Below are 21,328 nucleotides of genomic sequence, written 5' to 3'. Positions count from 1 at the left end.
AATCATCGAAGGACGTGACAGAAAAAGCATCTGGTGCAAGGAAACGATGCCCGCATGTGGTGTTGCCGGATGTAATGCCATCAATGTCCAGCGGCACTACCGACGCACCCGCTTCATCGCTCAGGATACACAGGATAGAATGCAGCGGGCGCACCCACCTCAGCGCCCCATCCCCCCAGCGCATCGATTTTGGCCAAGGGAAGTTGCGGATGGTACTTTCAAGCACCTCAGCGATGATGTCAGCGGCCAAACGGCCTGGCTTTTCGATCACCGCGAAATAGACTTGACCCTTCTTGTCATCACGGATTTCAAGATCGTCCATCGCGACGCCGGAACCGCGCAAAAAGCCCTCAATCGCTTTGTTCGGCGCGTCGATTTTTGGCCCGCGGCGTTCTTCGCGCAAAGGCTTGCTTTCGGCGCTTAACCCTTCAAGCGACAGGGTCAATCGGCGCGGGGTCGAAAAGGCGGCAGCGCCGGCGTAGGTCAAACCGGCTTCAACCAAACCGTCGGTCACCAATCTGCGCAGATCATCCGCCGCGCGCGATTGCATCCGCGCGGGAATTTCCTCAGAGAACAGTTCAATCAGAAGATCAGGCATTAATTCTGGCTTTCAGGAATGGGTGGGCAGTCCTCCGGGGGACGATTGCCATCAAACACGACTTCACCGCAGGGATTGATCTGGTGCCAGACAAACCCGCGCCCGTCTGGGTAGATCGCGACAACACGGTCGATCCCGTATTGGATATTTTCCGTCCCCAGGAAGACAATCGCGTCATTGTCCAGATCGGCCCCGATCTGGGCTGCATCAAAGCAGTCAAACCAGCCCGGTGCGATCCGTGGTTCGGCGTTTTGGACAATGACATAGCTTTCTGACAGTGCCGCTTGGCTGAACGATGTTTGAAAGCAGGCACGATACCGCAGCGGGCTGCTAGCCGCATCAATCGCCGCGAAGTCTGCGACTTCGATCGGCTCCGCCATTCCTGTTGTCCGCGAGGTTAGCTGCACAGCATCAGGCGCGTAGCTCACTTCTTCATAATAGGCATAGACCTGCAAGTAATAGATTGCGGCGCCCGCAATCACGCCAGTCAAAAGCATCAATACAATGACAACCCGCCCCATTATGCCGCCGCTCCGCCAGCATCGGTTTGCACAAAGGCATCGGCACAAGCCTTCGCCAGCGCGCGTACACGCCCGATGTAGGCTTGCCGTTCGGTGACGGAGATCACACCGCGCGCGTCAAGCAAATTGAACACATGCGAGGCCTTTATACATTGGTCATAGGCAGGGTGGGCCATGATGATTTTCAATCCTGTTTTGGGGTCATCGGCAGGCGCGTTCAGAATGCGTTTGCATTCAGCTTCCGCGTCCAGAAAGTGCTGCAACAAGACATCCGTATCTGCCACATCGAAGTTCCAGCGCGCATATTCCTGTTCAGTCTGTTTGAACACGTCACCATAAGACAGCGCAATGGGCGCATCAGGATCATTGAATGGCATATCCATCACGTGATCGACATTGAGCACATACATCGCCAAACGCTCCAGCCCGTAGGTCAACTCTCCCGATACGGGTTTGCAGTCATGCCCGCCAACCTGCTGGAAATAGGTAAACTGGCTGACCTCCATCCCGTCACACCAGACTTCCCAACCAAGACCCCAGGCACCCAGCGTCGGGCTTTCCCAGTCGTCCTCGACAAAGCGGATGTCATGCATGGATGCATCAATGCCAATGGCCTTCAAAGACCCCAGATAATGCGCTTGTAGATCAGGCGGGGATGGTTTGATGAGCACCTGATACTGGTAGTAATGCTGTAACCGGTTCGGGTTCTCGCCATAGCGCCCGTCGGTTGGCCGCCGTGAGGGTTGCACATAGGCCGCCGCCCAAGGCTTGCCGCCCAGCGCACGCAGGGTTGTGGCAGGGTGAAATGTGCCCGCTCCGACTTCCATGTCGTAGGGTTGCAGGATCGCACAGCCCTTGCCGGCCCAGTAGGTCTGTAGCCGTAGGATGATCTCTTGGAAACTACGTGGTTGATCGCTCATCGGAACCCTCGAATAGATGTCCGCCGTTCAATAGGGCGTGGCGCGACGAGGGTCAATCAGACATGCCGCTATGTAACAGACGTACAGGCTGAGGCGGGTTGCCATCATCACGCAAATGCCTAAAGTCAGACTGGTTTTGGGTTTAGCCGCTGGTGGGGGCAAGAATGTTCGAAATCGTGTCGCCGACGGTTCTGTTTGGCTTCTCTGTGATCTGGTTGGCTGCCGCGATGACGCCTGGGGCAAATGTCGCTTTTACTGTTTCAGTCTCCAGCAGATACGGGTTTCGCGCCGGACTGATGTGCGCGGCGGGGTTCGTCACCGGCGTCTTCATCTACGCGCTGATCGTCGTCTTTGGATTGAGCTTGGTTGCGCAATGGTTTGGCCCGGTCCTTGCTGTCATGCGCTGGGTCGGTGTCGTCTACCTGATTTGGCTGGCCTATAAGATTTGGAATGCACCCGGAGCCGGGGCTACGTCGCGTGCCGTCGATGCGCCTGGTCATTGGCAGATACTGGTGCAGGCCGCGCTCGTTTCACTGACAAACCCCAAGGCGATGATCTTTGTCCTTGTGGTCGTACCGCAAGCGGTTGATGTCACCCGCCCGGCGACGCCGCAGCTACTGGTGCTGGCCGTCTTCGCGTCGTTGATGTCGCTGACGGCCCATAGCATTTATTCAGCGCTCGGTTACATGCTGGGGCGCGCGGTGCCATCACAAAAGGCCGGTGTCTGGGTTAACCGCTTGATAGCGTCGATCCTGATTTTTGGCGCAATCGGCTTGTCGGTCGCAACGCTGCCGGAAAATCTTTAGCGGTCCTGTGGCGTCGTCGCCTATACTGCCGTCGCCGTCACGACATGGATGCGCGCAGGGACCCGCATTTGCCCGTCTACCTCAAACACCCGGTTGGCTTCTGCGATAGCTTCCTGCATGCGGGAAACCTGGCTCTCGGTCACCTCTATCCCATCCAGCATCCGCGTTATCGTGAGTTTCGCATGTAGTCGCGCCACTTGCGCTGCGCCTCCCGGCGGCAGCAGAGTGACGTCACAAGTGTCGATGCAAGGCGTCCATGCTGCCTGCTCAAGATAGTTCTTCAACGCGGTCGGATCGCCAAATCGCATAGGGCCCGGTCCAGTCGGATCAGGCCTCGGGACATCCGGAACAATGCTATCAACTATTTTGCGCGGCATTGAGAACCACGGGTTTTCTGGTGGTGTCGCCCAAACCGTCGCAGCAAGACGCCCGCCGGGACGCACCGCCTTTCGCAGGTTTTTGAATGCTGACACGCTATCATCAAAAAACATGATCCCGAAGTTCGCCAAAATGACATCAAAAGAGCCTTGCTCAAACGGATAGGTGCCTGCATCAGCGACCTCTACCCTGACGTTGTCGGGAATACGGTCAGCGGCCCTTGCGAGCAATGGAGGGGCGATGTCGACACCAAAGACACGGCCTGCCTCACCCACCGCCTCGGCCGCTTTGATGAGTGTAGGGCCGGTCCCGCATCCCACATCCAGCACGTTCTCTCCCGGCGACAATGCTGCCGCTGCGAAAAGTGTCGCGAATACTTCCTCAAACGCGATTTCCAGTTCCGGCGCCGCTTCGAGCCACGGACGTGCCATCCCATCCCAATCCATCTGTGATCCAATCCATTCCTAAGTTCGATCCAATGGCCTGATCCTAGCAGATTTTCACAGGCTCCTGGCGCATGATTGCAAAGTTCAAACTGCGATATCGGAGATCACGCGAATGACAGTCGGTCCCTTACGGGCAAACGCTTCCTGCAAGGCCCCGGCAAACCCCTCCAATGTTTTGGGTTGCACGGCAGCGGCTCCATAAGCCTCAGCCAATTTCAGGAAATCCGGGTTGCGCTGCACTACTGCATTGGGCGCGATTTGGGCGCGGACCATGCCGTCCTCGATTTCGCCCAATTTGCCATTGTCCCAGATGATGATTGGCAGAGTCAGTTCCAGTTCAACCGCGACGGCAAGTTCCTGTACGGTATACTGAAACCCGTAATCCCCAAGGATCGCGACGACAGGCTGGTCGCCCACACCGACCTTCCCGCCAATCGCCGCAGGCAGTGCATAACCGAGCGTGCCAAACCCGTAGGGATGATGCCAATGGCCGGGGCGGTCCATCGGATAGACCTCTTTGGCGGCATAGGCGAATTGGGTCATGTCGGAAAAGAACATCGTGTCAGGCGGAACCGCATCTTTCAATGCCGCCACGACAGGCAGGATACCTGGACGCTCCGCGTTCAACTCCGCACGCCAAAGGGCGCGTTGATCTGCGACCTCTTTGGCAGTCCAGCCCGATTTTTGCACATCTTCGATTTGCGAAAGACTTTCCGTCAGATGGGTACTCGCGTCAGCCAGAATGCGCACCTCTGCCCGGTGCTGATCCGTGAGGCTTTCGGGATCAAGATCAATCCGGATCAACGGTGCGGTATGTCCCAAACCGTCACGCCAGAGATCAACCTCGCTCAGGCGCGTCCCAACGGCCACGACCAAATCCGCGCTTGCAATCACATCAGCGCTGCCCGGACGCGCCAGCATGGCACCATAATGCAATGGGAAATCGTCAGGGATGATCCCGCGCCCGGCATAAGTCGTAAATGACGCCGCATTCAGGCGCTGGAAATGCGGCAACCAGCTTTCCACATTGCGCGCAGCACCGCCGCCAAAGATGAACAAAGGGCGCTTTGCGGCCAACAGTCGGTCAACAACTGTGCGGCTAACCAAAGGCGCAGGTTCTGCGCAAGTAGGCCAGTCGGGGGTGCGGGCAGGTGCGGCCTCTGCCTGCGCTTCAAGCTGCGCGATGGGCACTTGAATATGTTTTGGGGACGGCACGCCCATAACCATCTGCATCAAGGCGCGGTCGATGAGTTGATAGCTGGCTTCCGCTGTCCGCGCCGTCACGGACCAATCGCAGACCGTACCTGCGGCAGCCTCTTGATCTTTCATCTGATGAAGCTGGCCGCGTTTGGCCTCCGTTTCATCCAAGACCGAAGACAAGACCAGCATCGGCACACTGTCCGAATACGCCTGCCCCATCGGTGTCATGATGTTGCAGACACCGGGTCCGGAAATCACGTAAGCCACACCCACTCTGCCGGTCGCGCGCGCATAGCCGTCCGCCATAAAGCCCGCACCTTGTTCATGGCGCGCGAGCACATGAGTAATCCCCGCCTCTTCAATCCCGCGATACATTTCCTGATTATGCACGCCGGGAATGCCAAAGATCGTATCAACCCCGCGATCTTTGAGCATATGCGAAATCTGGGCGCCAAGCGGGCGGGTGGTCATGTCAGGGTCTCCAGAATTTGATCGATAGGATGGTCAGGACGACCATGATCTCAAGCCGTCCAACGAACATGGCAATGGCAAGAATCCATTTCGCGGTGTCGTTGATACCCGCGTAATTGCCCGCCGGACCAATTTCGAGCCCCAAGCCGGGGCCGATGTTGGCCAAAGCCGCCGCCGCCCCGGAAATCGAGGTGATAAAGTCCAAACCGGTCATACCCAAAAGCACCGCTGTTCCGCCAAGCGACAGGATGAAAGCCACCAGAAATGCAATCACCGAATTGAGAACATCTTCGCTGATGGGCCGTCCGGCGTAGCGCGGGGTGAACATCCCATGCGGGGAATGGATCTGCCGGATCTGGCTTTTGATTGCAGCGAAAACAATCTGATAGCGAAAGACCTTCACCGAGCAGGATGTTGATCCCGCGCAGCCACCGATCAGACCAATCAAGAAGAACATCACGACCGGAAACGTGCCCCAAGTCATGTAGTTGGCGTTGGCATAACCTGTGCCTGTCATGATCGACGTGACATTAAAGAGCGCCTCTCGGAAGGACTGCTCTGTCATTGTGCCGCCACGTCCCCAAAGCCACATCGTGATGAACAGCACGCAGCTTGCGATGATAGTCAAAAAGATATGGACCTGACGATCATGCAGAAGCGGCTTTGCGGTCCCGGCAAGGATTTGGACATAGCGCACGAATGGCAGGGCGGCCAAGATCATAAAGACGACGGCCACGTAATGCACCCCTGCCCCGAAAGTCGCAAAAGACGCATCATAGTTGGCCATGCCGCCGGTGGAAACCGTGGTCATTGCATGGACGATCGCATCGAAATTACCCATCCCCGCAAAGGAATAAGCCACAACGGCAGCAAGGGTCAGGCCGGCATAGATATATGAAATACGCTTGGCGATCTCACCGGCGCGCGGCAGGATTTTTCCGCTCGTATCAAAGCCTTCCGAGCGGAAGATCTGCATACCACCGACCCGCAGCTCCGGCAAAAACACCATCGCGACCACGACAATACCTACCCCTCCGAGCCATTGCAGAACACCGCGCCACAGCTTGAGCCCGTCCGGGAGCCCTTCAAGATTGGAAATGCTGGTTGCCCCGGTCGTTGTCAGGCCCGACATGGCCTCAAAGAACGCGTCGGTGAAGCTCGCCTCAGTGGCGCCCAGAACGAAGGGGATTGCGCCAAAAATCGGCAAGGTCAGCCAAACCAGCGAGGTCAACAAAAACGTCTGCCGCAGCGACAACCCTTGCGAGACACCGTTGGCGCAGGCCAGCGCAATCAGACCGCCGGTCAGGATCGTGATGACCGCGCTTTCAAAGAACACATGCCACTGCCCGTTGCCCGCCAGCAGGTCAGCCAAAAGCGGGCCGAACATGGTGAACCCAAGCGCGGCAACAAGCAGACCAATGACGTACCCAACCGGGCGAAAATCAACCATGCGGCAGCGTTGTCCTGCCAAATGCGCTAAGTCAAGCAGGGTGGGGCGAAAACCATTGGCTCCTGCGGCTTGAAACGGCCCCCTGCGCAATATCTCTCCGCCATGTTTAAACCCAATCGCACAGCCGCGCTGACGCGCCTGAACCGCGTGCAGTCGGAACGCGGCTTACAGCGGGTATGGGAGGCCGCCTGCAAGGGGTAAACTGGCAACAATTGCTTTGACCATTGGGCGCGGCAGCTTACGCAAACCGCTTACCTGCGTAACCCTGCGCGGATGTGGTTCGCCGGGTTGCAGATAGTGTGGGCTGACGCAAATCATTCGCCGTTACGACACAGCGACCTGCCCATATGCACCCCATGGGTTTTTTCGTTTCAAAGAGAAAATCCCACGGCTTCTGGCAGGCCAGCGCGGGATTGCAGCCCTTTAGCCCGCCCGACACAAGCCGCCTACGGCGTGTTTGCGGCAGGCATCTCCGAACGCCTCAAACAACGGACGCGAGACAGGATCAGTCGCTGCCTGCCATTCAGGATGCCATTGCACAGCCAAAGTGAAGCCGGGGGCATCGGCGACATAGATCGCCTCTGGCGTGCCATCTGGTGCACGGCCATCGATGACAATACGCGACCCAGGTTCCTTGATCCCTTGGCCGTGCAGGGTGTTTGTAACGACTTTTGGCGCGCCGAAGATACGGTGAAACGGACCGCCCTCGGTGACTGTGACCTCATGGCGGCGACCAAATTTTTCTTCCAACGTGCCGTCAGGCGGCATCCGGTGATTGTCGCGTCCGGGCAAATCACGAATTTCAGGGTAAAGCGTGCCGCCCATGGCTACATTCACTTCTTGAAACCCAAGGCAGATGCCTAGGATGGGTTTGCCCTGGGCAACACAAGCGCGGATCAATGCCAGCGAAAGCCGATCACGGTCGCGTTCGAAGGTGCCATGCGCTTCTGTCGGTTCTTCGCCATACTCCTCTGGATGGACGTTAGGACGGCCACCGGGAAACAAAAAACCGTCAAAAGCCGCCATCAACGTGTCCAGATCTGTGGAAGGGTCCACGGGTATGATGACCGGCAACACGTCAGATACATCTGCAAGAGCCTGCACCATCATCGCGCCACCGCCATAGACGTGGTATTCGTCGTTTATCATGTGACTGTTGGAGATGATGCCGACAACAGGCCGTGTCATAGGGTTTCCTTTCGACTTACCGGGTATTTAATCCCGATCTGCGGAATTGAAAAGATGCACGACGCGCACAGTCGTGTTGACATCCGCGCACATGGCGCAGAAATCACCGCCAAGGCCTATGATCTAGGCAGCATTGAAATGCGGTCTGGCCGCGCTAGGCCTCTGCGATCAGATTTGCGGCTTCAATCCCCGCCAGAGCTGCAATGACGTCATTGTCGGATGTATCACCAGTCACGCCAACTGCACCGATAACACTGCCACGCTTGTCGCGTACCAAAACACCGCCCGGCACAGGCACCACCTGCCCGCCATAGACGCCATTTACGGCCGCCATGAAGTAGGCCTGTTGTTCGGCGCGTGCCATCTGCGCGGTGCCCGCCATACCAAGCATGATGGAGCCATATGCCTTGCCATGCGCAATCCCGAAACGCCCCGGGGCGGCACCGTCGGCGCGTTCAAAGGCTTTGACGTGACCACCGGCATCCAGAATGACAACAGACAGCGGTTTGAAACCCATCTCATCGCCTTTTGCCAAAGCTTTGCGAATGATAGAGCGTGCTTTGTTTGCAGAAATTTCGGTCATGTTGGTGTCTCCTGTAGGGCTTAATGGTTGCGCTGTGCTTTGAGTTCGAGGCGGCGCTGGTGCAACACAGGCTCTGTATAGCCAGATGGCTGGACACGGCCTTTGAACACCAGATCGCAGGCCGCCTGAAAGGCGATGCCATCAAAATCTGGAGCCATCGGCCGGTAAGCAGGGTCGCCTGCGTTTTGGTCGTCAACGACGGCGGCCATTTTGCGCATCGCCTTCATCACTTGGCTCTCACTGACCACATCATGGTGCAGCCAGTTCGCTAGCGCCTGACTGGAAATCCGGCATGTCGCACGGTCCTCCATAAGCCCGACGTTGTTGATGTCGGGCACTTTGGAGCAACCAACACCCTGATCGATCCAGCGCACGACATAACCCAGAATACCCTGGGCATTGTTCTCAACTTCCTTGATCTTTTGCGCATCCGTCCAGCGTTGATACTGGGCCAGCGGAATATCGAGGATAGAGGACACATAGGCCCGCCGCCCACCTTTGCGCAGCTTCGCCTGCACAGCCATGACATCAACCTTGTGATAATGCAGCGCATGTAAAGTCGCCGCTGTCGGGCTCGGTACCCAAGCGCAGTTTGCGCCTGCCTGTGGATGGCCAATCTTTTCCTGAAGCATCGCGGCCATCATGTCGGGCATCGCCCACATCCCTTTGCCGATCTGCGCCCTTCCAGAAAATCCGCATTCCAATCCGATATCAACGTTCTGATCTTCATAGGCGCCAATCCATTGTTTACGCTTGATAAAGTCCTTGCGGCTGAAGGGGCCAGCTTCCATCGAGGTGTGGATCTCATCACCGGTCCGATCAAGAAAGCCAGTATTGATAAAAGCAACGCGCGACTTGGCCGCGCGGATACATTCCTTGAGGTTCACCGTCGTGCGGCGTTCTTCATCCATAATCCCGATTTTGACGGTGTGGCGCGGCAGACCCAGAATATCTTCGACCTTGCCAAAGATGTCATTGGTCAATGCCACTTCTTCGGGGCCGTGCATTTTGGGCTTCACCACGTAAACAGAGCCAAGCGCCGAATTGCCACCCTCTCGCTTGAGGTCATGCATGGCGATCAGCACCGTTACCATCGCGTCCATCAAACCTTCGAAAATCTCATCGCCATTGGCGTCAAGGATCGCTGGGTTTGTCATCAAATGACCTACGTTGCGGATCCAGAGCAAGGCGCGACCTTTCAAGGTCAAAGCCGAGCCGTCAGGTGCAGTGTATTCCATATCTTCAGCAAGGCGCCGCGTCAGCGTCTGACCGCCCTTATTGAACTGCGCCTCCAGATTACCCTGCATCAGGCCGAGCCAGTTACTGTAAGCCTCCACCTTATCTTCGGCATCGACACATGCGACACTGTCCTCGCAATCCATAATCGCAGAGATCGCACTTTCCAAACGCACATCCGCCAAAAGCGCCTGATCGCGGCTGCCGATGGGATGTGCGCGATCAAAAACAAGCTCCACATGCAAACCGTTGTTTTGCAATAGAACGGCGTCGGGCGCTTTGGGATTCCCACGGTAGCCCACAAATTTCGCCGGATCGCGCAGAGGGTTGTCATCAACAAGCAGCGCGCCGTCATGGACATAATAGCGCGACACATCCGCATGGCTGGTGCCGACAATCGGGAAAGCCTCATCAAGGAACACGCGGGCACGGGCCACGACACGGGCGCCATGGCCGCGATCATATGGTCCTTTGGGCGGCGGCACGCCCGTCGCATCTGTGCCATAGAGCGCATCATAAAGGCTGCCCCAGCGCGCATTCGCGGCGTTGAGCGCAAAGCGCGCATTGGTGATTGGCACGACAAGCTGTGGACCGGGCAAGGTGGCGATCTCTGGATCGACATTTGCGGTCTCGATGGTAAAATCGCCACCTTCGGGGACCAAATATGCGATGTCCTTCAAGAATGCCTCATAGGCGGACCGGTCAATTTGTTCGCCCTTGTGAGCAATATGCCACGCATCAATCTGCGCTTGGATGGTATCGCGTCTCTTTAGCGCGGCCCTGTTGCGCGGTGTCATTTCAGCGATCAGATCGGCAAAACCTTGCCAGAAAGCAGCGCTATCAACGCCAGTCCCCACCAAAGCGCGGTTGTCAATGAAATCCGCCAATTCCGACGCGACCTGAAGGCCCGCCTTCTCGACCCGGTTTGACATTAATCCATCCCCCTAGAGCATTGCATACTGCGGCACACATCCGCCTTGCGACACGAAGTAGTGTGGTTGTTTCCGATAAGCAACAAAGCTACGTGCTTTTTTGGTGCAGCTTGGGGCAATCAACGCGGGCGATTGGATTAGCAATGCTCAGATCGATAGCGCACCTCATCCCAAACCTTCGCCCGTTTCTTGCGCCACGCGAGTAGTCTGTCTCAGGTGGCACAAGTCTCTTGGGGAAGGTCAGATTTGCGACGCATCTTCGGCATGGGCCTGAGTTGGTGCCGCGGCTCGGAAAATCAGCCATCAGCGCCAGTTCTTCGCGCCACAGGACGCCATGGGCCATCAAATACTGTTATGAATCTGTCATAATCGCATCACCAGATCGTTACGAAGACCGGCGAAAAAAGCTACATGGAACACCGTATCGAACCGCTGATTGCAGAGCGCGCACCGTGGCTTTACAGCAATCATCTTTCGACTGACTTGGCCCGCCGCATTTTGCATCGCGTCCTGGGCTATCAAAAGACCATCACGCTCGCCGATAGCTTCGCGAAAAAAAATTCAGCCCAAATCATGCAGGACTTAGGAAAGCGCCTTGCGCAGCACGTGCAGGTTCAAGGTCTTGGCAATCTGCCCGCGCATGGGCCTGCGTTGATCGTCGCCAATCACCCTACAGGCATCGCTGACGGGATCATCCTGTATCATTTGATCGCGCGCCAACGCCCTGATGTCTACTTCTTGGCCAACCAAGACATTCTGCGCGTACTGCCGCAAATGCAAAACATGATTGCCCCCGTTGAATGGCGTCATGACAAGCGTAGTCACAGCAAAACACGTGCAACGATGGCGTTTATCCGCAAATCAACCGATCAGGGTCGGATGGGCGTCATTTTTCCGTCAGGACGTTTGGCAAAGCGGCGCGGCTTACGCCTTTATGAGCGGCCTTGGATGGCATCTGCAGCGATGCTGGCGCGGAAGTTTGACTTGCCCGTGGTGCCAGTCAACATTCAGGCGCGTAATTCGGCGCTGTTCTATCTGTTGGATAAATTGCACCCGACACTGCGTGATATCACTCTGTTCCATGAAACGCTGAACAAAGACCGACAGCCGTTTCGGGTGACCATAGGAGAGCCGATTTCTGCAAGTGCCCTGCCCCGCGGCTCTGAAGAAGGGATCGCGTTGCTGCGCAAAGCAACACTCTCTTTGGCGGGCGACGACGCACCCACGGTCAATTTGGTGAAATCTGCGCGGAGTTGGGTGCGCTAGAATTCGCTTGCTCACTTGAAGCTGCCTGCGCGTTCTTTTACAGATCAGCCAACGCAGTACATCAAGGAAGCGCCGGATGCTCGACCTCGCCTACAAAAGCCCCGCCCCCAAATCGATTGCCGGTGCTACCAGCGATTGGGAATTGGTGATCGGCCTGGAGGTCCACGCACAGGTCGCAACGCAAGCCAAACTATTCTCGGGCGCGTCCACCAAATTTGGCGCAGAGCCAAACAGCAACGTGGCGTTTGTGGACGCCGGCATGCCCGGCATGTTGCCGGTGATAAACGAAGGCTGTGTGGCGCAGGCCGTCAAAACCGGCTTGGGTCTGAACGCAGAGATCAATCTCCTTTCAGCCTTTGACCGCAAAAACTATTTCTACCCTGACCTGCCGCAGGGCTATCAGATTTCCCAGCTTTATCACCCCATCGTCGGCGAAGGCGAAGTGCTGGTTGAAATGGGCAATGGCGAAGCGCGCAATGTGCGGATTGAGCGCATCCACCTTGAACAGGACGCAGGCAAATCCATCCATGACATGGACCCGCATATGTCTTTTGTGGACCTCAACCGCACCGGCGTCGCCCTGATGGAGATCGTCAGCCGCCCCGACATCCGTGGCCCAGAGGAGGCCGCCGCCTATGTCCTGAAATTGCGCCAGATCCTGCGCTATCTGGGCACCTGCGATGGCAACATGCAAAACGGGAACCTGCGCGCGGACGTCAATGTTTCTGTCTGCCGTCCGGGCGACTATGAAAAATATCAGGCGACACAGGATTTTGGCCACCTCGGAACCCGCTGCGAAATCAAGAACATGAACTCCATGCGCTTTATCCAAATGGCAATCGACTTTGAAGCCCGCCGCCAGATTGCACTGATCGAGGACGGCCAAGACGTCGTTCAGGAAACCCGCCTTTATGATCCCGACAAGAACGAAACACGTTCCATGCGCTCCAAAGAAGAAGCGCATGACTATCGGTATTTCCCGGACCCTGATTTGCTGCCACTGGAGATTGAACAGGCTTGGGTCGATGACATCGAAGCCACGTTGCCCGAACTTCCCGATCAGAAAAAAGCGCGCTTTATCAATGACTTTGGCCTGTCAGACTATGATGCATCCGTGCTGACCGCCGAGGTCGTGAACGCGGTCTATTTTGAAAAGGTGGCGGACGGGCGGGATGGCAAACTTGCTGCGAACTGGGTCATCAATGAGCTGTTTGGCCGCCTCAAGAAAGAAGACCACGGCATTGAGGATAGCCCCGTCGCGGCACAGCAGTTGGGTGAATTGATCGGTCTCATCAAAGCCGGGGACATCAACGGCAAGATTGCCAAGGAAGTCTTCGAGATTTGCTACACCACGGGCCGCAATCCCACCGAAATCGTTGAAACCGAGGGCATGAAGCAGGTCACCGACACCGGCGCAATCGAAACAGCCGTTGATGAAATCATCGCAGCCAACCCCGCGCAGGTTGAAAAGGCCAAGGCCAACCCCAAACTGGTGGGTTGGTTTGTTGGTCAGGTGATGAAAGCAACCGGCGGCAAGGCAAACCCTGCGGCCGTGAACCAAATCGTCTCTGGCAAACTGGGCCTTTGACATCTGACCGAAGGTAAGGTTGGCCTGACCGCCGTTTCTTTGTTAACCTCTACCGATGAAAAATAAGGGTGACGTCATGTCTTATGAATACAAAGTCGTGCCAGCGCCCCAGCGCGGCCTGAAAGCGAAGGGCAAAAAGACCCATGAAGACCGTTTTGCCCATGCGCTGGAAACTGCGATGAATGCATACGCAGCTGATGGTTGGGAATACCTGCGCGCGGACACATTGCCCTGTGAGCAGCGCGAAGGCTTGATGGGCAGATCCACAGTGTTTCAAAACATACTTGTGTTCCGCCGCCCGGCGAAGGCAAAACAGCTGGCACCTGCCCCGGTGGTGCCAGCGCCACAGCCGCAATTGACCGCCGATCGCCACAAAGACCCGTTGATGATCGAGAAGCCAGTCATCACGGACAATCCGGATGTGCCCGAAACCGAAGAACCCAAGGCCGAGACCGCCGAAAAATAACTACTGAATATCAATCGCTAGCGCGTGAATGCGCCCGATGATGTCCTTACCCAATGCAGCATGAATGGCCCGATGGCGCGCGATGCGCGACATATTGCCCAAACGATCGGCCTTAATCACAACGCGCCAATGGCTCTCTCCCGATCCGTCATCACCCATATGCCCACTATGCAAGGCGCTTTCGTTGATGACATCCAAATGCTGGGGGTCCAGCGTCGAAAGCGCAGCACGAATTTCTGTCTCGATTGTCATTATTTTGGCCCTGCCCTCTTCTATCCTGTGCTGCAGAGTTTAAAGTTACTTCTCCGAGTCGGAAAGCGAAGAGACGCACCATGAAAAAAGATGACCCTTTTGGTTTTGACATGTCAGTGTCCAGCTCCAAGAAAAAGAACCCGCGTGGCCGGCGTGGGATGTCGGGGGCGTCTGAAACGTCCAGACGGGTCTGCGACCATGAGGGTTGCGAGGAAGCCGGCAAATACCGCGCGCCGAAATCGCCTGATGTCCTGGACGATTACTTTTGGTTCTGCCAACAGCACGTACGCGAATATAACCTGAAGTGGAATTTTTTCGACAGCACCTCAGAGGCCGAATTGGCCGCGCAAATGGATAGCGACCGCGTTTGGGAACGTCCCACAAAGCCATTCAAACGCAGCACCGAGGAACGCGCCTGGGCGCGACTGGGCGTCGATGACCCGCATCAAGTCTTGGGCGAAAACGCGACGCGCAACCCCGGCCGCGGTGCCGCAAAGGGGCGCAAACTGCCGCCCACGGAACGACGCGCGGTTGAGATTCTGGAAGCCAAGGACAACATGTCCAAACAGGAAATCCGCAAAGCTTACAAAGCTTTAATCAAGGTCTTGCATCCCGACATGAATGGGGGCGACCGCAGTCAGGAAGAACAATTATCAGAGGTTGTCTGGGCCTGGGATCAAATCAAGGCCAGCCGCTTTTTCCGTGAGAAAGACTAAGTCGACGGCCTCTCAACCAACGCCCTGGCAGCTATATTTTGTCTGAAAAGCTTTAGTTCCGGCGGTACAGATTGGCGCGGGTCAGTGCGCTCAACTCCGACGTGTCATGCGGTGACGCCTGGGGTTCTTCAATATCAGCCACTGGCAAAGCGGCAAAAAGATCATCCTGAAAGGCCCGCGGGATCATCAATGAATGAACACGCCCCATGACGATCAAGGCGGCTGCCAGCAACAGCGGCTGGGTCGCAAGCGCTGTCGCGAGCACGATTGGGGCATAGAACGCGCCATAAATCGGCATAATCACGGCGCCCGCAACCACGGATGCGATGATTGCTGTCACGATAATTCCAACAATCGCGCGGACAAGACCGAAAAGCCCCCGCCCGCCAAACCATGAACTGGCCGCATAAAGCGCCCCGATCCCGCCGACACCGCCGCCAAGGGCCGCCCAACGCGGATCAAACGTACCAACACCTGCTGTGTTGACCACGTGAACTGCGACAGCCGCACAGAGAATGGTGACAAGAGAATAAGCACCTAACCGTGCCTTTTGCGTTTGATCGAATTCAAACGCTGCCTTGCGACGCGCAAACATTGCGACACTCCTTAACTCGATAACACCGAACACTTGGTGACGAAAAATAGCGTTTCCCCGACTCGTATGTCGAAAACCTAAATATAAGGGTAAATTTGCCATACTTCGCCCGACCAAACAACACAAAACCGGCAAATATCCGCCTGACCTTAATATTGGCATATAAACATTTGTTGCAAATAGGCTTTATTCGTTTTTCTGGTTTGCGCCTCCGGTCTGATATGGCAATTTCTGCGATGCGCTTCTTCGCCTTTTCACCGAAAACCGGGCGTGAACACCACACCTGCCGCACCCCGCCATCGGCCGTTTTCACCCCGATTTCCGCCCCAAAACCGGACGCATTTTCCGCCCTTTCCCTTGCGGCCTCTCGCTTTATGTTGCATTTGCGGACGCAGAATAGATGACAAAGCGCAAAGGCTCTGAGAGATGGCTGACGGCACCACAGACATGCAGGCGAAACCAACTGAGGAAATCTCGGTCAGGGATGTATTCGGCATTGATAGCGATATGAAGATCAAGGGCTTTGCAGAGCGCACCGACCGCGTACCTGAGATTGACAGCACCTACAAATTCGATCCCGATACGACTTTGGCGATCCTTGCGGGCTTCGGCTATAATCGCCGCGTGATGATCCAAGGCTATCACGGCACCGGTAAATCAACCCATATTGAGCAGGTCGCCGCCCGTCTGAATTGGCCTGCTGTGCGTGTGAACCTTGATAGCCACATCAGCCGGATCGACCTGATCGGCAAAGATGCAATCAAACTGCGCGATGGTGTGCAGGTCACCGAATTCCACGAAGGCATTCTGCCTTGGGCTCTACGCAATCCGGTTGCGATCGTCTTTGACGAATATGATGCTGGTCGCGCGGACGTGATGTTTGTGATCCAGCGTGTTCTGGAAGCTGACGGCAAGCTGACATTGATGGACCAGAATGAAATCATCACGCCAAACCCGTATTTCCGCCTCTTTGCGACGGCGAACACAGTTGGTTTGGGCGATACAACGGGTCTTTACCACGGCACGCAGCAGATCAACCAAGCGCAAATGGACCGTTGGTCACTTGTGGCGACGTTGAATTACCTGAGCCATGATGCAGAGGCGGCGATAATCTTGTCGAAATCTCCGCATTTCAACACGGCAGATGGGCGCAAGACGATCAGCCAGATGGTCACCGTGGCCGATCTGACGCGCACAGCCTTCATGAACGGTGATTTGTCCACGGTCATGTCCCCACGGACAGTTCTTGCATGGGCCGAAAACACCCGCATTTTCAAGGATGTCGGCTATGCATTCCGCCTGTCATTCCTCAACAAATGTGACGAGTTGGAACGCCAGACAGTTGCCGAATTCTATCAGCGCTGCTTCGATGAAGAACTGCCCGAAAGTGCCGCCAGCCTTAGCCTCGGCTGAAATGGCGCAGTCATCGCATCACCAATGAGCCGCAGAACTTGATAAATCGCCGCCGTTTCCGACGAGGAGACGGCGGCGCCTTCAATTCACGTCGGTGCGCCGCGCCACAAGTTTTCATTTAGCTTAATTTATAAACCTTATTTTTGCCTTTATGCTGTATAAACTGGCGGTATGAGAACTCTTGCGATTTGCCTTTGCGTGTCGCTTGGCACGGCCCCGCCGGCTTTTGGGTTTGAAGATGATCCGCTGCGCACATTCGCCGCCTGCGCTGGCAGGCTGTCGGCTGTGATGGAATATCAGTGGATGTTTGACGGCGCGGGCTCCGAAAAGACACAAGCCGATCGAGCGGCTGTGCTGGATTTGATTGCCGCCGTGATGGAACCGGGTCAGGGGCGCAATGTGTTGGAATGGCGCCTTGAAGCCAAGCGGGCGCAGTCAGTCTTGCTGACACGTGCGACATTCAATGATGATGAAAATGACGCGGCCTGGGCCCGCGCACAGGCCCTGCAATATCAACAAGACTGCAGCGGAATGTTGCTAGGCTAGTATTTTCATCAATTTTTTTTGCGCTTCAGCGCAGGTTTGCCATAATCTGGTTTCTATTTCTGCGCATCCTGCAAAAATACACGATTCAAGATACCGGAGCTCACACCATGAAGATGAAAATTGGAACTGAACTGCCCGAAGGCTATCACGTCAGCCACGAAGACCTGTCGGAATCAGCCGCATCGCTGATTGCGCACGCTCTCCTGCCGCTTTTTGCCGAAAACATGCCCGACGCGCTTGCGAAAGCGAATGTCGAAGGCATCGTCACCGAACTTGCCTATCTTTTTGATGAGGGTGAGATTGAGATCGGCGGTAAAACCTACCGACCCAAATTGGCCTTTGCTGATGAGGCGGGAGATATCCTGCCCGGCGTGGCTGCCCTGAACAATCTCAATGAATTGGCGGGCGACCCTTTTGATATCGCGCCTGAGGCCGAGATCAGCTTTGAAGACCCCGAATTCGCGGAAGAGTAACGGCGGTTTTCATGCGCGAGGGACTGGTCTTTGGCCCCCTTGAGTTCTAGTTTGCGCGGTAGCAAAGGACCGCGCAATGAACAAACCATCCGACAACCCAGCTGATCCGTTCAAGAAAGCATTGGCCGAAGCGACCAAAGTCATGGCAGATGATCCGGAATTGGCGGTCACCTATTCGGTGGATCCGGCAGGCCAGACATCGGACACGATCCGCCTGCCGCAAGTGTCACGCCGCATGACCCGGGATGAGGTTTTGTTGGCGCGCGGGACTGCTGACGCTTTCGCGCTACGCCACAAATTCCACGATCCCAAGGTTTCAGCGCGCTACATGCCGCAGGGCCAGATGGCGCAGGATCTCTATGACGCGATGGAGACCGCACGGATCGAAGCGGTGGGTGCTGCATATATGCCCGGCACTGCCGGCAATATTGATGCCAAGATCGGCACCGAAGCCATGCGCAAGGGCTACGACCAGATCAATCAAGCCTCTGATGCGCCCTTGGCTGTCGCCGCAGGCTATCTCATCCGTCACCTCGCCACTGGCCGCGATCTGCCCAAAGGCGCGGATAATGTCATGGAGCTTTGGCGCGGTTTTATCGAGGACCACTGCGGCGGCACCCTTGAAAACCTGTCAGAGACGCTCAACGATCAGCAGGCATTTGCGAAATTTGCCCGCCAGCTCATCAGCGATATGGGCTACGGCGACCAGTTGGGCGACGACCCCGACACGCTGGATGACGACCAAGACGACGCGGCCGAAGAGGGCCAGGATGACGATCAGGACGAACCCGATAGCACCGGTGATGATGACAGCGACGGCGATGAGGCCGAAGGCACGCCAGAGCAGTCTCAGGAAGACAGTCAGGATGCGAGCCAGGCGCAGGTCAGCATGGATGACCAGGCCGACCAGGAAATGGGTGAAGATGCTGAAATGCCCGAGGGCGAAGCCCCGCTTGAGCCACCTGCCCCGCAACCAGTTTCGGAAGCTGATCCCGATTACCGGGTTTATACGACCGAATTTGATGAAGAAATCGCCGCCGAGGACCTCGCCGAGCCGGTCGAATTGGAGCGCTTGCGGGCCTACCTTGACCAGCAGTTGGAGCCGCTCAAAGGGGCTGTGTCGCGTCTGGCGAATAAGCTGCAACGGCGTTTGCAGGCCCAGCAGAACCGGTCATGGGAATTTGACCGCGAAGAAGGCATCCTTGATGCGGGACGCTTGGCGCGCGTTGTGGCCTCTCCGACGACGCCTTTGTCGTTCAAGGTCGAGAAAGACACGGATTTCCGCGACACGGTCGTGACCCTGTTGTTGGACAATTCCGGCTCTATGCGGGGGCGGCCCATATCCATTGCAGCGATTTGTGCCGATGTCATGGCGCGCACGTTGGAGCGTTGCGATGTGAAGGTTGAGATCTTGGGCTTTACCACGAAAGCGTGGAAAGGCGGCCAATCGCGCGAGCAGTGGCTAGCAAATGGGCGTGAGGCCACGCCGGGCCGTCTGAATGATTTGCGCCATATCATCTACAAATCCGCAGATGCCCCTTGGCGCAGGACCCGACCGAACCTTGGGTTGATGATGAAAGAAGGCTTGTTGAAGGAAAACATCGATGGCGAAGCGCTGGAATGGGCACATCGCCGGATGATGGCGCGCCAAGAACAGCGACGCGTTCTGATGGTGATCTCGGACGGGGCGCCTGTTGATGACAGCACCTTGTCGGTCAACCCGGCGAATTACCTTGAAAAGCACCTGCGCGACGTGATCGCCATGGTCGAAAAGCGCAAAGCGGTTGAACTGGTCGCGATTGGTATCGGCCATGATGTCACCCGCTACTATGAACGCGCTGTCACCATCACAGATGTTGAGCAATTGGCCGGTGCCATGACCGAACAGCTTGCCAGCCTGTTTGACAACGACCCGCGCAAACGCGCCCGCGTGTTGGGGATGCGCAAAGCAGGATAGGCGCGCGCGCAGCTCCGGGCGGATGCCTCCGGCGGAAGTTTTTTGGGATTAAGAAGTTGGGGATGAGAGATGTTTCAAACCTTTGAGGCGAGGTCTTCGCCGGATCAGGGCCCGCCACGGCTTGCGGCATTGCGTGCGCTGATGGCCGGGCGCGGGATTGATGCATTTCTTGTGCCCCGTGCGGATGCCCACCAAGGCGAATATGTGGCACCCCGTGATGCGCGTCTTGAATGGCTAACCGGGTTCTCTGGGTCTGCCGGGTTTTGCGCGGTGCTCCCGGAGCTTGCGGGCATGTTTATTGATGGCCGCTACCGTGTTCAGGTGCGCGCGCAGGTTGCAGGTGACTTCACCCCCGTGCCTTGGCCAGAGACACAATTGCATGATTGGCTGGCAGCACAGCACCCCGCAGGTGGTGTCCTTGCCTATGATCCCTGGTTACATACACATAGCGAGATCAACGATCTCCGCGATGCGCTCCCGCAATTTACACTGACGCCAACCGATAATCTTGTTGATGCGATATGGGATCATCAGCCTGCCGCCCCCGCGCAACCATTCACCGCCCAAGCACTTGAACATGCAGGCGAGACACATTCGGCAAAATGTGCCCGGCTTGCCAAGGATATGGCCGAAGATGCCGCCGTTTTGACACTGCCCGACAGTATCGCGTGGCTTCTGAATATCCGTGGCACCGATATTGATCGCAACCCTGTCCCGCAAGCTTTTGCCATCCTGCACGGCAATGGCCGCGTTGATCTTTTTGCGGGTGCGCAAAAGGCTGCCGGCATTGCCGATCACCTCGGCCCTTACGTGACAGTCCATGCGATCAATGGTTTTCTCGATGCCTTGAGATCGCTGACTGGAAAAGTGCTTGTTGATGCGCGCAGTTGCCCCGATATCGTGGCGACGACCCTGACCCAAGGCGGCGCCGCACTTGTGCAGGGCAAAGACCCTTGCATCTTGCCCAAAGCCTGCAAAAATCCCACGGAAATCGCCGGAGCCAAAGCCGCGCAAGCGCGTGATGCCGTGGCAATGGCCCGTTTCCTGGCCTGGCTGGATGCACAAAATCTGTCATCGGGCCTGACAGAGATTGACGTCGTCAAAGCGCTCGAGGGGTTTCGCGCCCAGACAAATGCCCTGCGCGATATCAGTTTCGAGACGATCTGCGGGTCTGGTCCCAATGGGGCGATTGTCCATTACCGCGTGAGCGAAGAGACCAATCGCACTCTTGCTGCGGGCGAACTTGTGCTTGTGGATAGCGGTGGCCAATACATTGACGGCACGACGGATATCACCCGCACAGTGGCCATTGGCACCCCAACGGATG

The 21,328-nt window shown here is 56.6% G+C and carries 21 protein-coding genes and 1 pseudogene; 10 read left to right on the top strand and 12 right to left on the bottom strand.

What is annotated here, in order from left to right:
• From ACFDSS_RS06625 to ACFDSS_RS06615, 3 genes are all read right to left on the bottom strand, one after another.
• The coding region (locus ACFDSS_RS06625; protein ID WP_375254978.1) for a glycine--tRNA ligase subunit beta at positions 1-598 on the bottom strand (598 nt) is incomplete at its 3' end.
• Positions 598-1,119, bottom strand: coding sequence for a DUF6446 family protein (locus ACFDSS_RS06620; RefSeq protein WP_375254977.1), 522 nt, complete (start codon positions 1,117-1,119; stop codon positions 598-600). The genes ACFDSS_RS06625 and ACFDSS_RS06620, both read right to left, overlap by 1 nt.
• Positions 1,119-2,039, bottom strand: coding sequence for a glycine--tRNA ligase subunit alpha (locus tag ACFDSS_RS06615; RefSeq protein ID WP_375254976.1), 921 nt, complete (start codon positions 2,037-2,039; stop codon positions 1,119-1,121). The genes ACFDSS_RS06620 and ACFDSS_RS06615 overlap by 1 nt, the downstream gene beginning before the upstream one ends.
• A 164-nt stretch (positions 2,040-2,203) precedes the next feature.
• Between ACFDSS_RS06615 and ACFDSS_RS06610 the strand changes: the two genes are divergently transcribed.
• A complete protein-coding gene (locus ACFDSS_RS06610; RefSeq protein ID WP_375254975.1) occupies positions 2,204-2,845 on the top strand; it encodes a LysE family translocator in 642 nt (213 codons plus the stop codon).
• A 20-nt stretch (positions 2,846-2,865) separates the two neighbouring features.
• Here ACFDSS_RS06610 and ACFDSS_RS06605 read toward each other — a convergent pair whose 3' ends face one another.
• From ACFDSS_RS06605 to ACFDSS_RS06575, 7 genes and pseudogenes are all read right to left on the bottom strand, one after another.
• Positions 2,866-3,669: a class I SAM-dependent methyltransferase gene (locus ACFDSS_RS06605; protein ID WP_375254974.1), complete on the bottom strand. Its 804-nt coding sequence runs from the start codon at positions 3,667-3,669 to the stop codon at positions 2,866-2,868.
• An 84-nt stretch (positions 3,670-3,753) separates the two neighbouring features.
• Complete coding sequence (locus tag ACFDSS_RS06600; protein ID WP_375254973.1) at positions 3,754-5,340, bottom strand: thiamine pyrophosphate-binding protein; 1,587 nt, start codon at positions 5,338-5,340, stop codon at positions 3,754-3,756.
• A 1-nt stretch (position 5,341) separates the two neighbouring features.
• Complete coding sequence (locus ACFDSS_RS06595; RefSeq protein WP_375254972.1) at positions 5,342-6,790, bottom strand: TrkH family potassium uptake protein; 1,449 nt, start codon at positions 6,788-6,790, stop codon at positions 5,342-5,344.
• A gap of 423 nt (positions 6,791-7,213) precedes the next feature.
• On the bottom strand, positions 7,214-7,978 hold the full coding sequence (locus ACFDSS_RS06590; protein ID WP_375254971.1) for a gamma-glutamyl-gamma-aminobutyrate hydrolase family protein: 765 nt from the start codon (positions 7,976-7,978) through the stop codon (positions 7,214-7,216).
• A 154-nt stretch (positions 7,979-8,132) separates the two neighbouring features.
• Positions 8,133-8,561 (bottom strand): heme-binding protein, encoded by a 429-nt coding sequence (locus ACFDSS_RS06585; RefSeq protein WP_375254970.1) that lies wholly within the window; start codon positions 8,559-8,561, stop codon positions 8,133-8,135.
• 20 nt (positions 8,562-8,581) lie between these two features.
• Positions 8,582-10,729 carry a malate synthase G gene (locus ACFDSS_RS06580; protein ID WP_375254969.1) on the bottom strand — a complete coding sequence of 716 codons (2,148 nt, stop codon included), beginning with the start codon at positions 10,727-10,729 and terminating at the stop codon, positions 8,582-8,584.
• A gap of 137 nt (positions 10,730-10,866) precedes the next feature.
• Positions 10,867-10,932, bottom strand: a pseudogene (locus tag ACFDSS_RS06575) (DUF2256 domain-containing protein); the annotation flags it as partial.
• A gap of 208 nt (positions 10,933-11,140) precedes the next feature.
• Between ACFDSS_RS06575 and ACFDSS_RS06570 the strand changes: the two are divergent.
• The 3 genes from ACFDSS_RS06570 to ACFDSS_RS06560 all read left to right on the top strand — a co-directional run bounded on the left by ACFDSS_RS06570 (position 11,141) and on the right by ACFDSS_RS06560 (position 14,049).
• Positions 11,141-11,995 (top strand): lysophospholipid acyltransferase family protein, encoded by an 855-nt coding sequence (locus ACFDSS_RS06570; protein ID WP_375254968.1) that lies wholly within the window; start codon positions 11,141-11,143, stop codon positions 11,993-11,995.
• 76 nt (positions 11,996-12,071) lie between these two features.
• Entirely contained in the window at positions 12,072-13,583 is a 1,512-nt protein-coding gene (gene gatB / locus ACFDSS_RS06565) for an Asp-tRNA(Asn)/Glu-tRNA(Gln) amidotransferase subunit GatB (protein WP_375254967.1), read from the top strand.
• A gap of 55 nt (positions 13,584-13,638) precedes the next feature.
• Positions 13,639-14,049: a DUF4177 domain-containing protein gene (locus ACFDSS_RS06560; protein ID WP_375254966.1), complete on the top strand. Its 411-nt coding sequence runs from the start codon at positions 13,639-13,641 to the stop codon at positions 14,047-14,049.
• Here ACFDSS_RS06560 and ACFDSS_RS06555 read toward each other — a convergent pair whose 3' ends face one another.
• Entirely contained in the window at positions 14,050-14,301 is a 252-nt protein-coding gene (locus ACFDSS_RS06555; RefSeq protein ID WP_375254965.1) for a BolA family protein, read from the bottom strand.
• 80 nt (positions 14,302-14,381) lie between these two features.
• Here ACFDSS_RS06555 and ACFDSS_RS06550 point away from each other — a divergent pair, with 80 nt between their 5' ends.
• Positions 14,382-15,017, top strand: coding sequence for a DnaJ domain-containing protein (locus ACFDSS_RS06550; RefSeq protein ID WP_375254964.1), 636 nt, complete (start codon positions 14,382-14,384; stop codon positions 15,015-15,017).
• Positions 15,018-15,069: 52 nt separating this feature from the next.
• Here ACFDSS_RS06550 and ACFDSS_RS06545 read toward each other — a convergent pair whose 3' ends face one another.
• Positions 15,070-15,612, bottom strand: a complete 543-nt coding sequence (locus ACFDSS_RS06545) for a hypothetical protein (RefSeq protein ID WP_375254963.1) — start codon at positions 15,610-15,612, stop codon at positions 15,070-15,072.
• A 426-nt stretch (positions 15,613-16,038) separates the two neighbouring features.
• Here ACFDSS_RS06545 and cobS point away from each other — a divergent pair, with 426 nt between their 5' ends.
• The 5 genes from cobS to ACFDSS_RS06520 form a co-directional block, all read left to right on the top strand.
• Positions 16,039-17,025: a cobaltochelatase subunit CobS gene (gene cobS, locus ACFDSS_RS06540; protein WP_375254962.1), complete on the top strand. Its 987-nt coding sequence runs from the start codon at positions 16,039-16,041 to the stop codon at positions 17,023-17,025.
• 171 nt (positions 17,026-17,196) lie between these two features.
• Positions 17,197-17,571, top strand: coding sequence for a hypothetical protein (locus ACFDSS_RS06535; protein WP_375254961.1), 375 nt, complete (start codon positions 17,197-17,199; stop codon positions 17,569-17,571).
• Positions 17,572-17,678: 107 nt separating this feature from the next.
• Positions 17,679-18,044: a hypothetical protein gene (locus tag ACFDSS_RS06530; RefSeq protein WP_375254960.1), complete on the top strand. Its 366-nt coding sequence runs from the start codon at positions 17,679-17,681 to the stop codon at positions 18,042-18,044.
• A 76-nt stretch (positions 18,045-18,120) separates the two neighbouring features.
• Complete coding sequence (gene cobT / locus ACFDSS_RS06525) at positions 18,121-20,001, top strand: cobaltochelatase subunit CobT (RefSeq protein WP_375254959.1); 1,881 nt, start codon at positions 18,121-18,123, stop codon at positions 19,999-20,001.
• Between the two features lie 69 nt (positions 20,002-20,070).
• Positions 20,071-21,328 (top strand): aminopeptidase P family N-terminal domain-containing protein (locus ACFDSS_RS06520; protein ID WP_375254958.1); only part of this gene is annotated, 1,258 nt, incomplete at its 3' end.

Origin of the sequence: Yoonia sp. (assembly GCF_042093035.1) — a bacterium.
Taxonomy (GTDB): domain Bacteria; phylum Pseudomonadota; class Alphaproteobacteria; order Rhodobacterales; family Rhodobacteraceae; genus Yoonia.
Note: the sequence above shows the minus strand (reverse complement) of the source record. Positions and strands in the feature narration are given on the sequence as shown.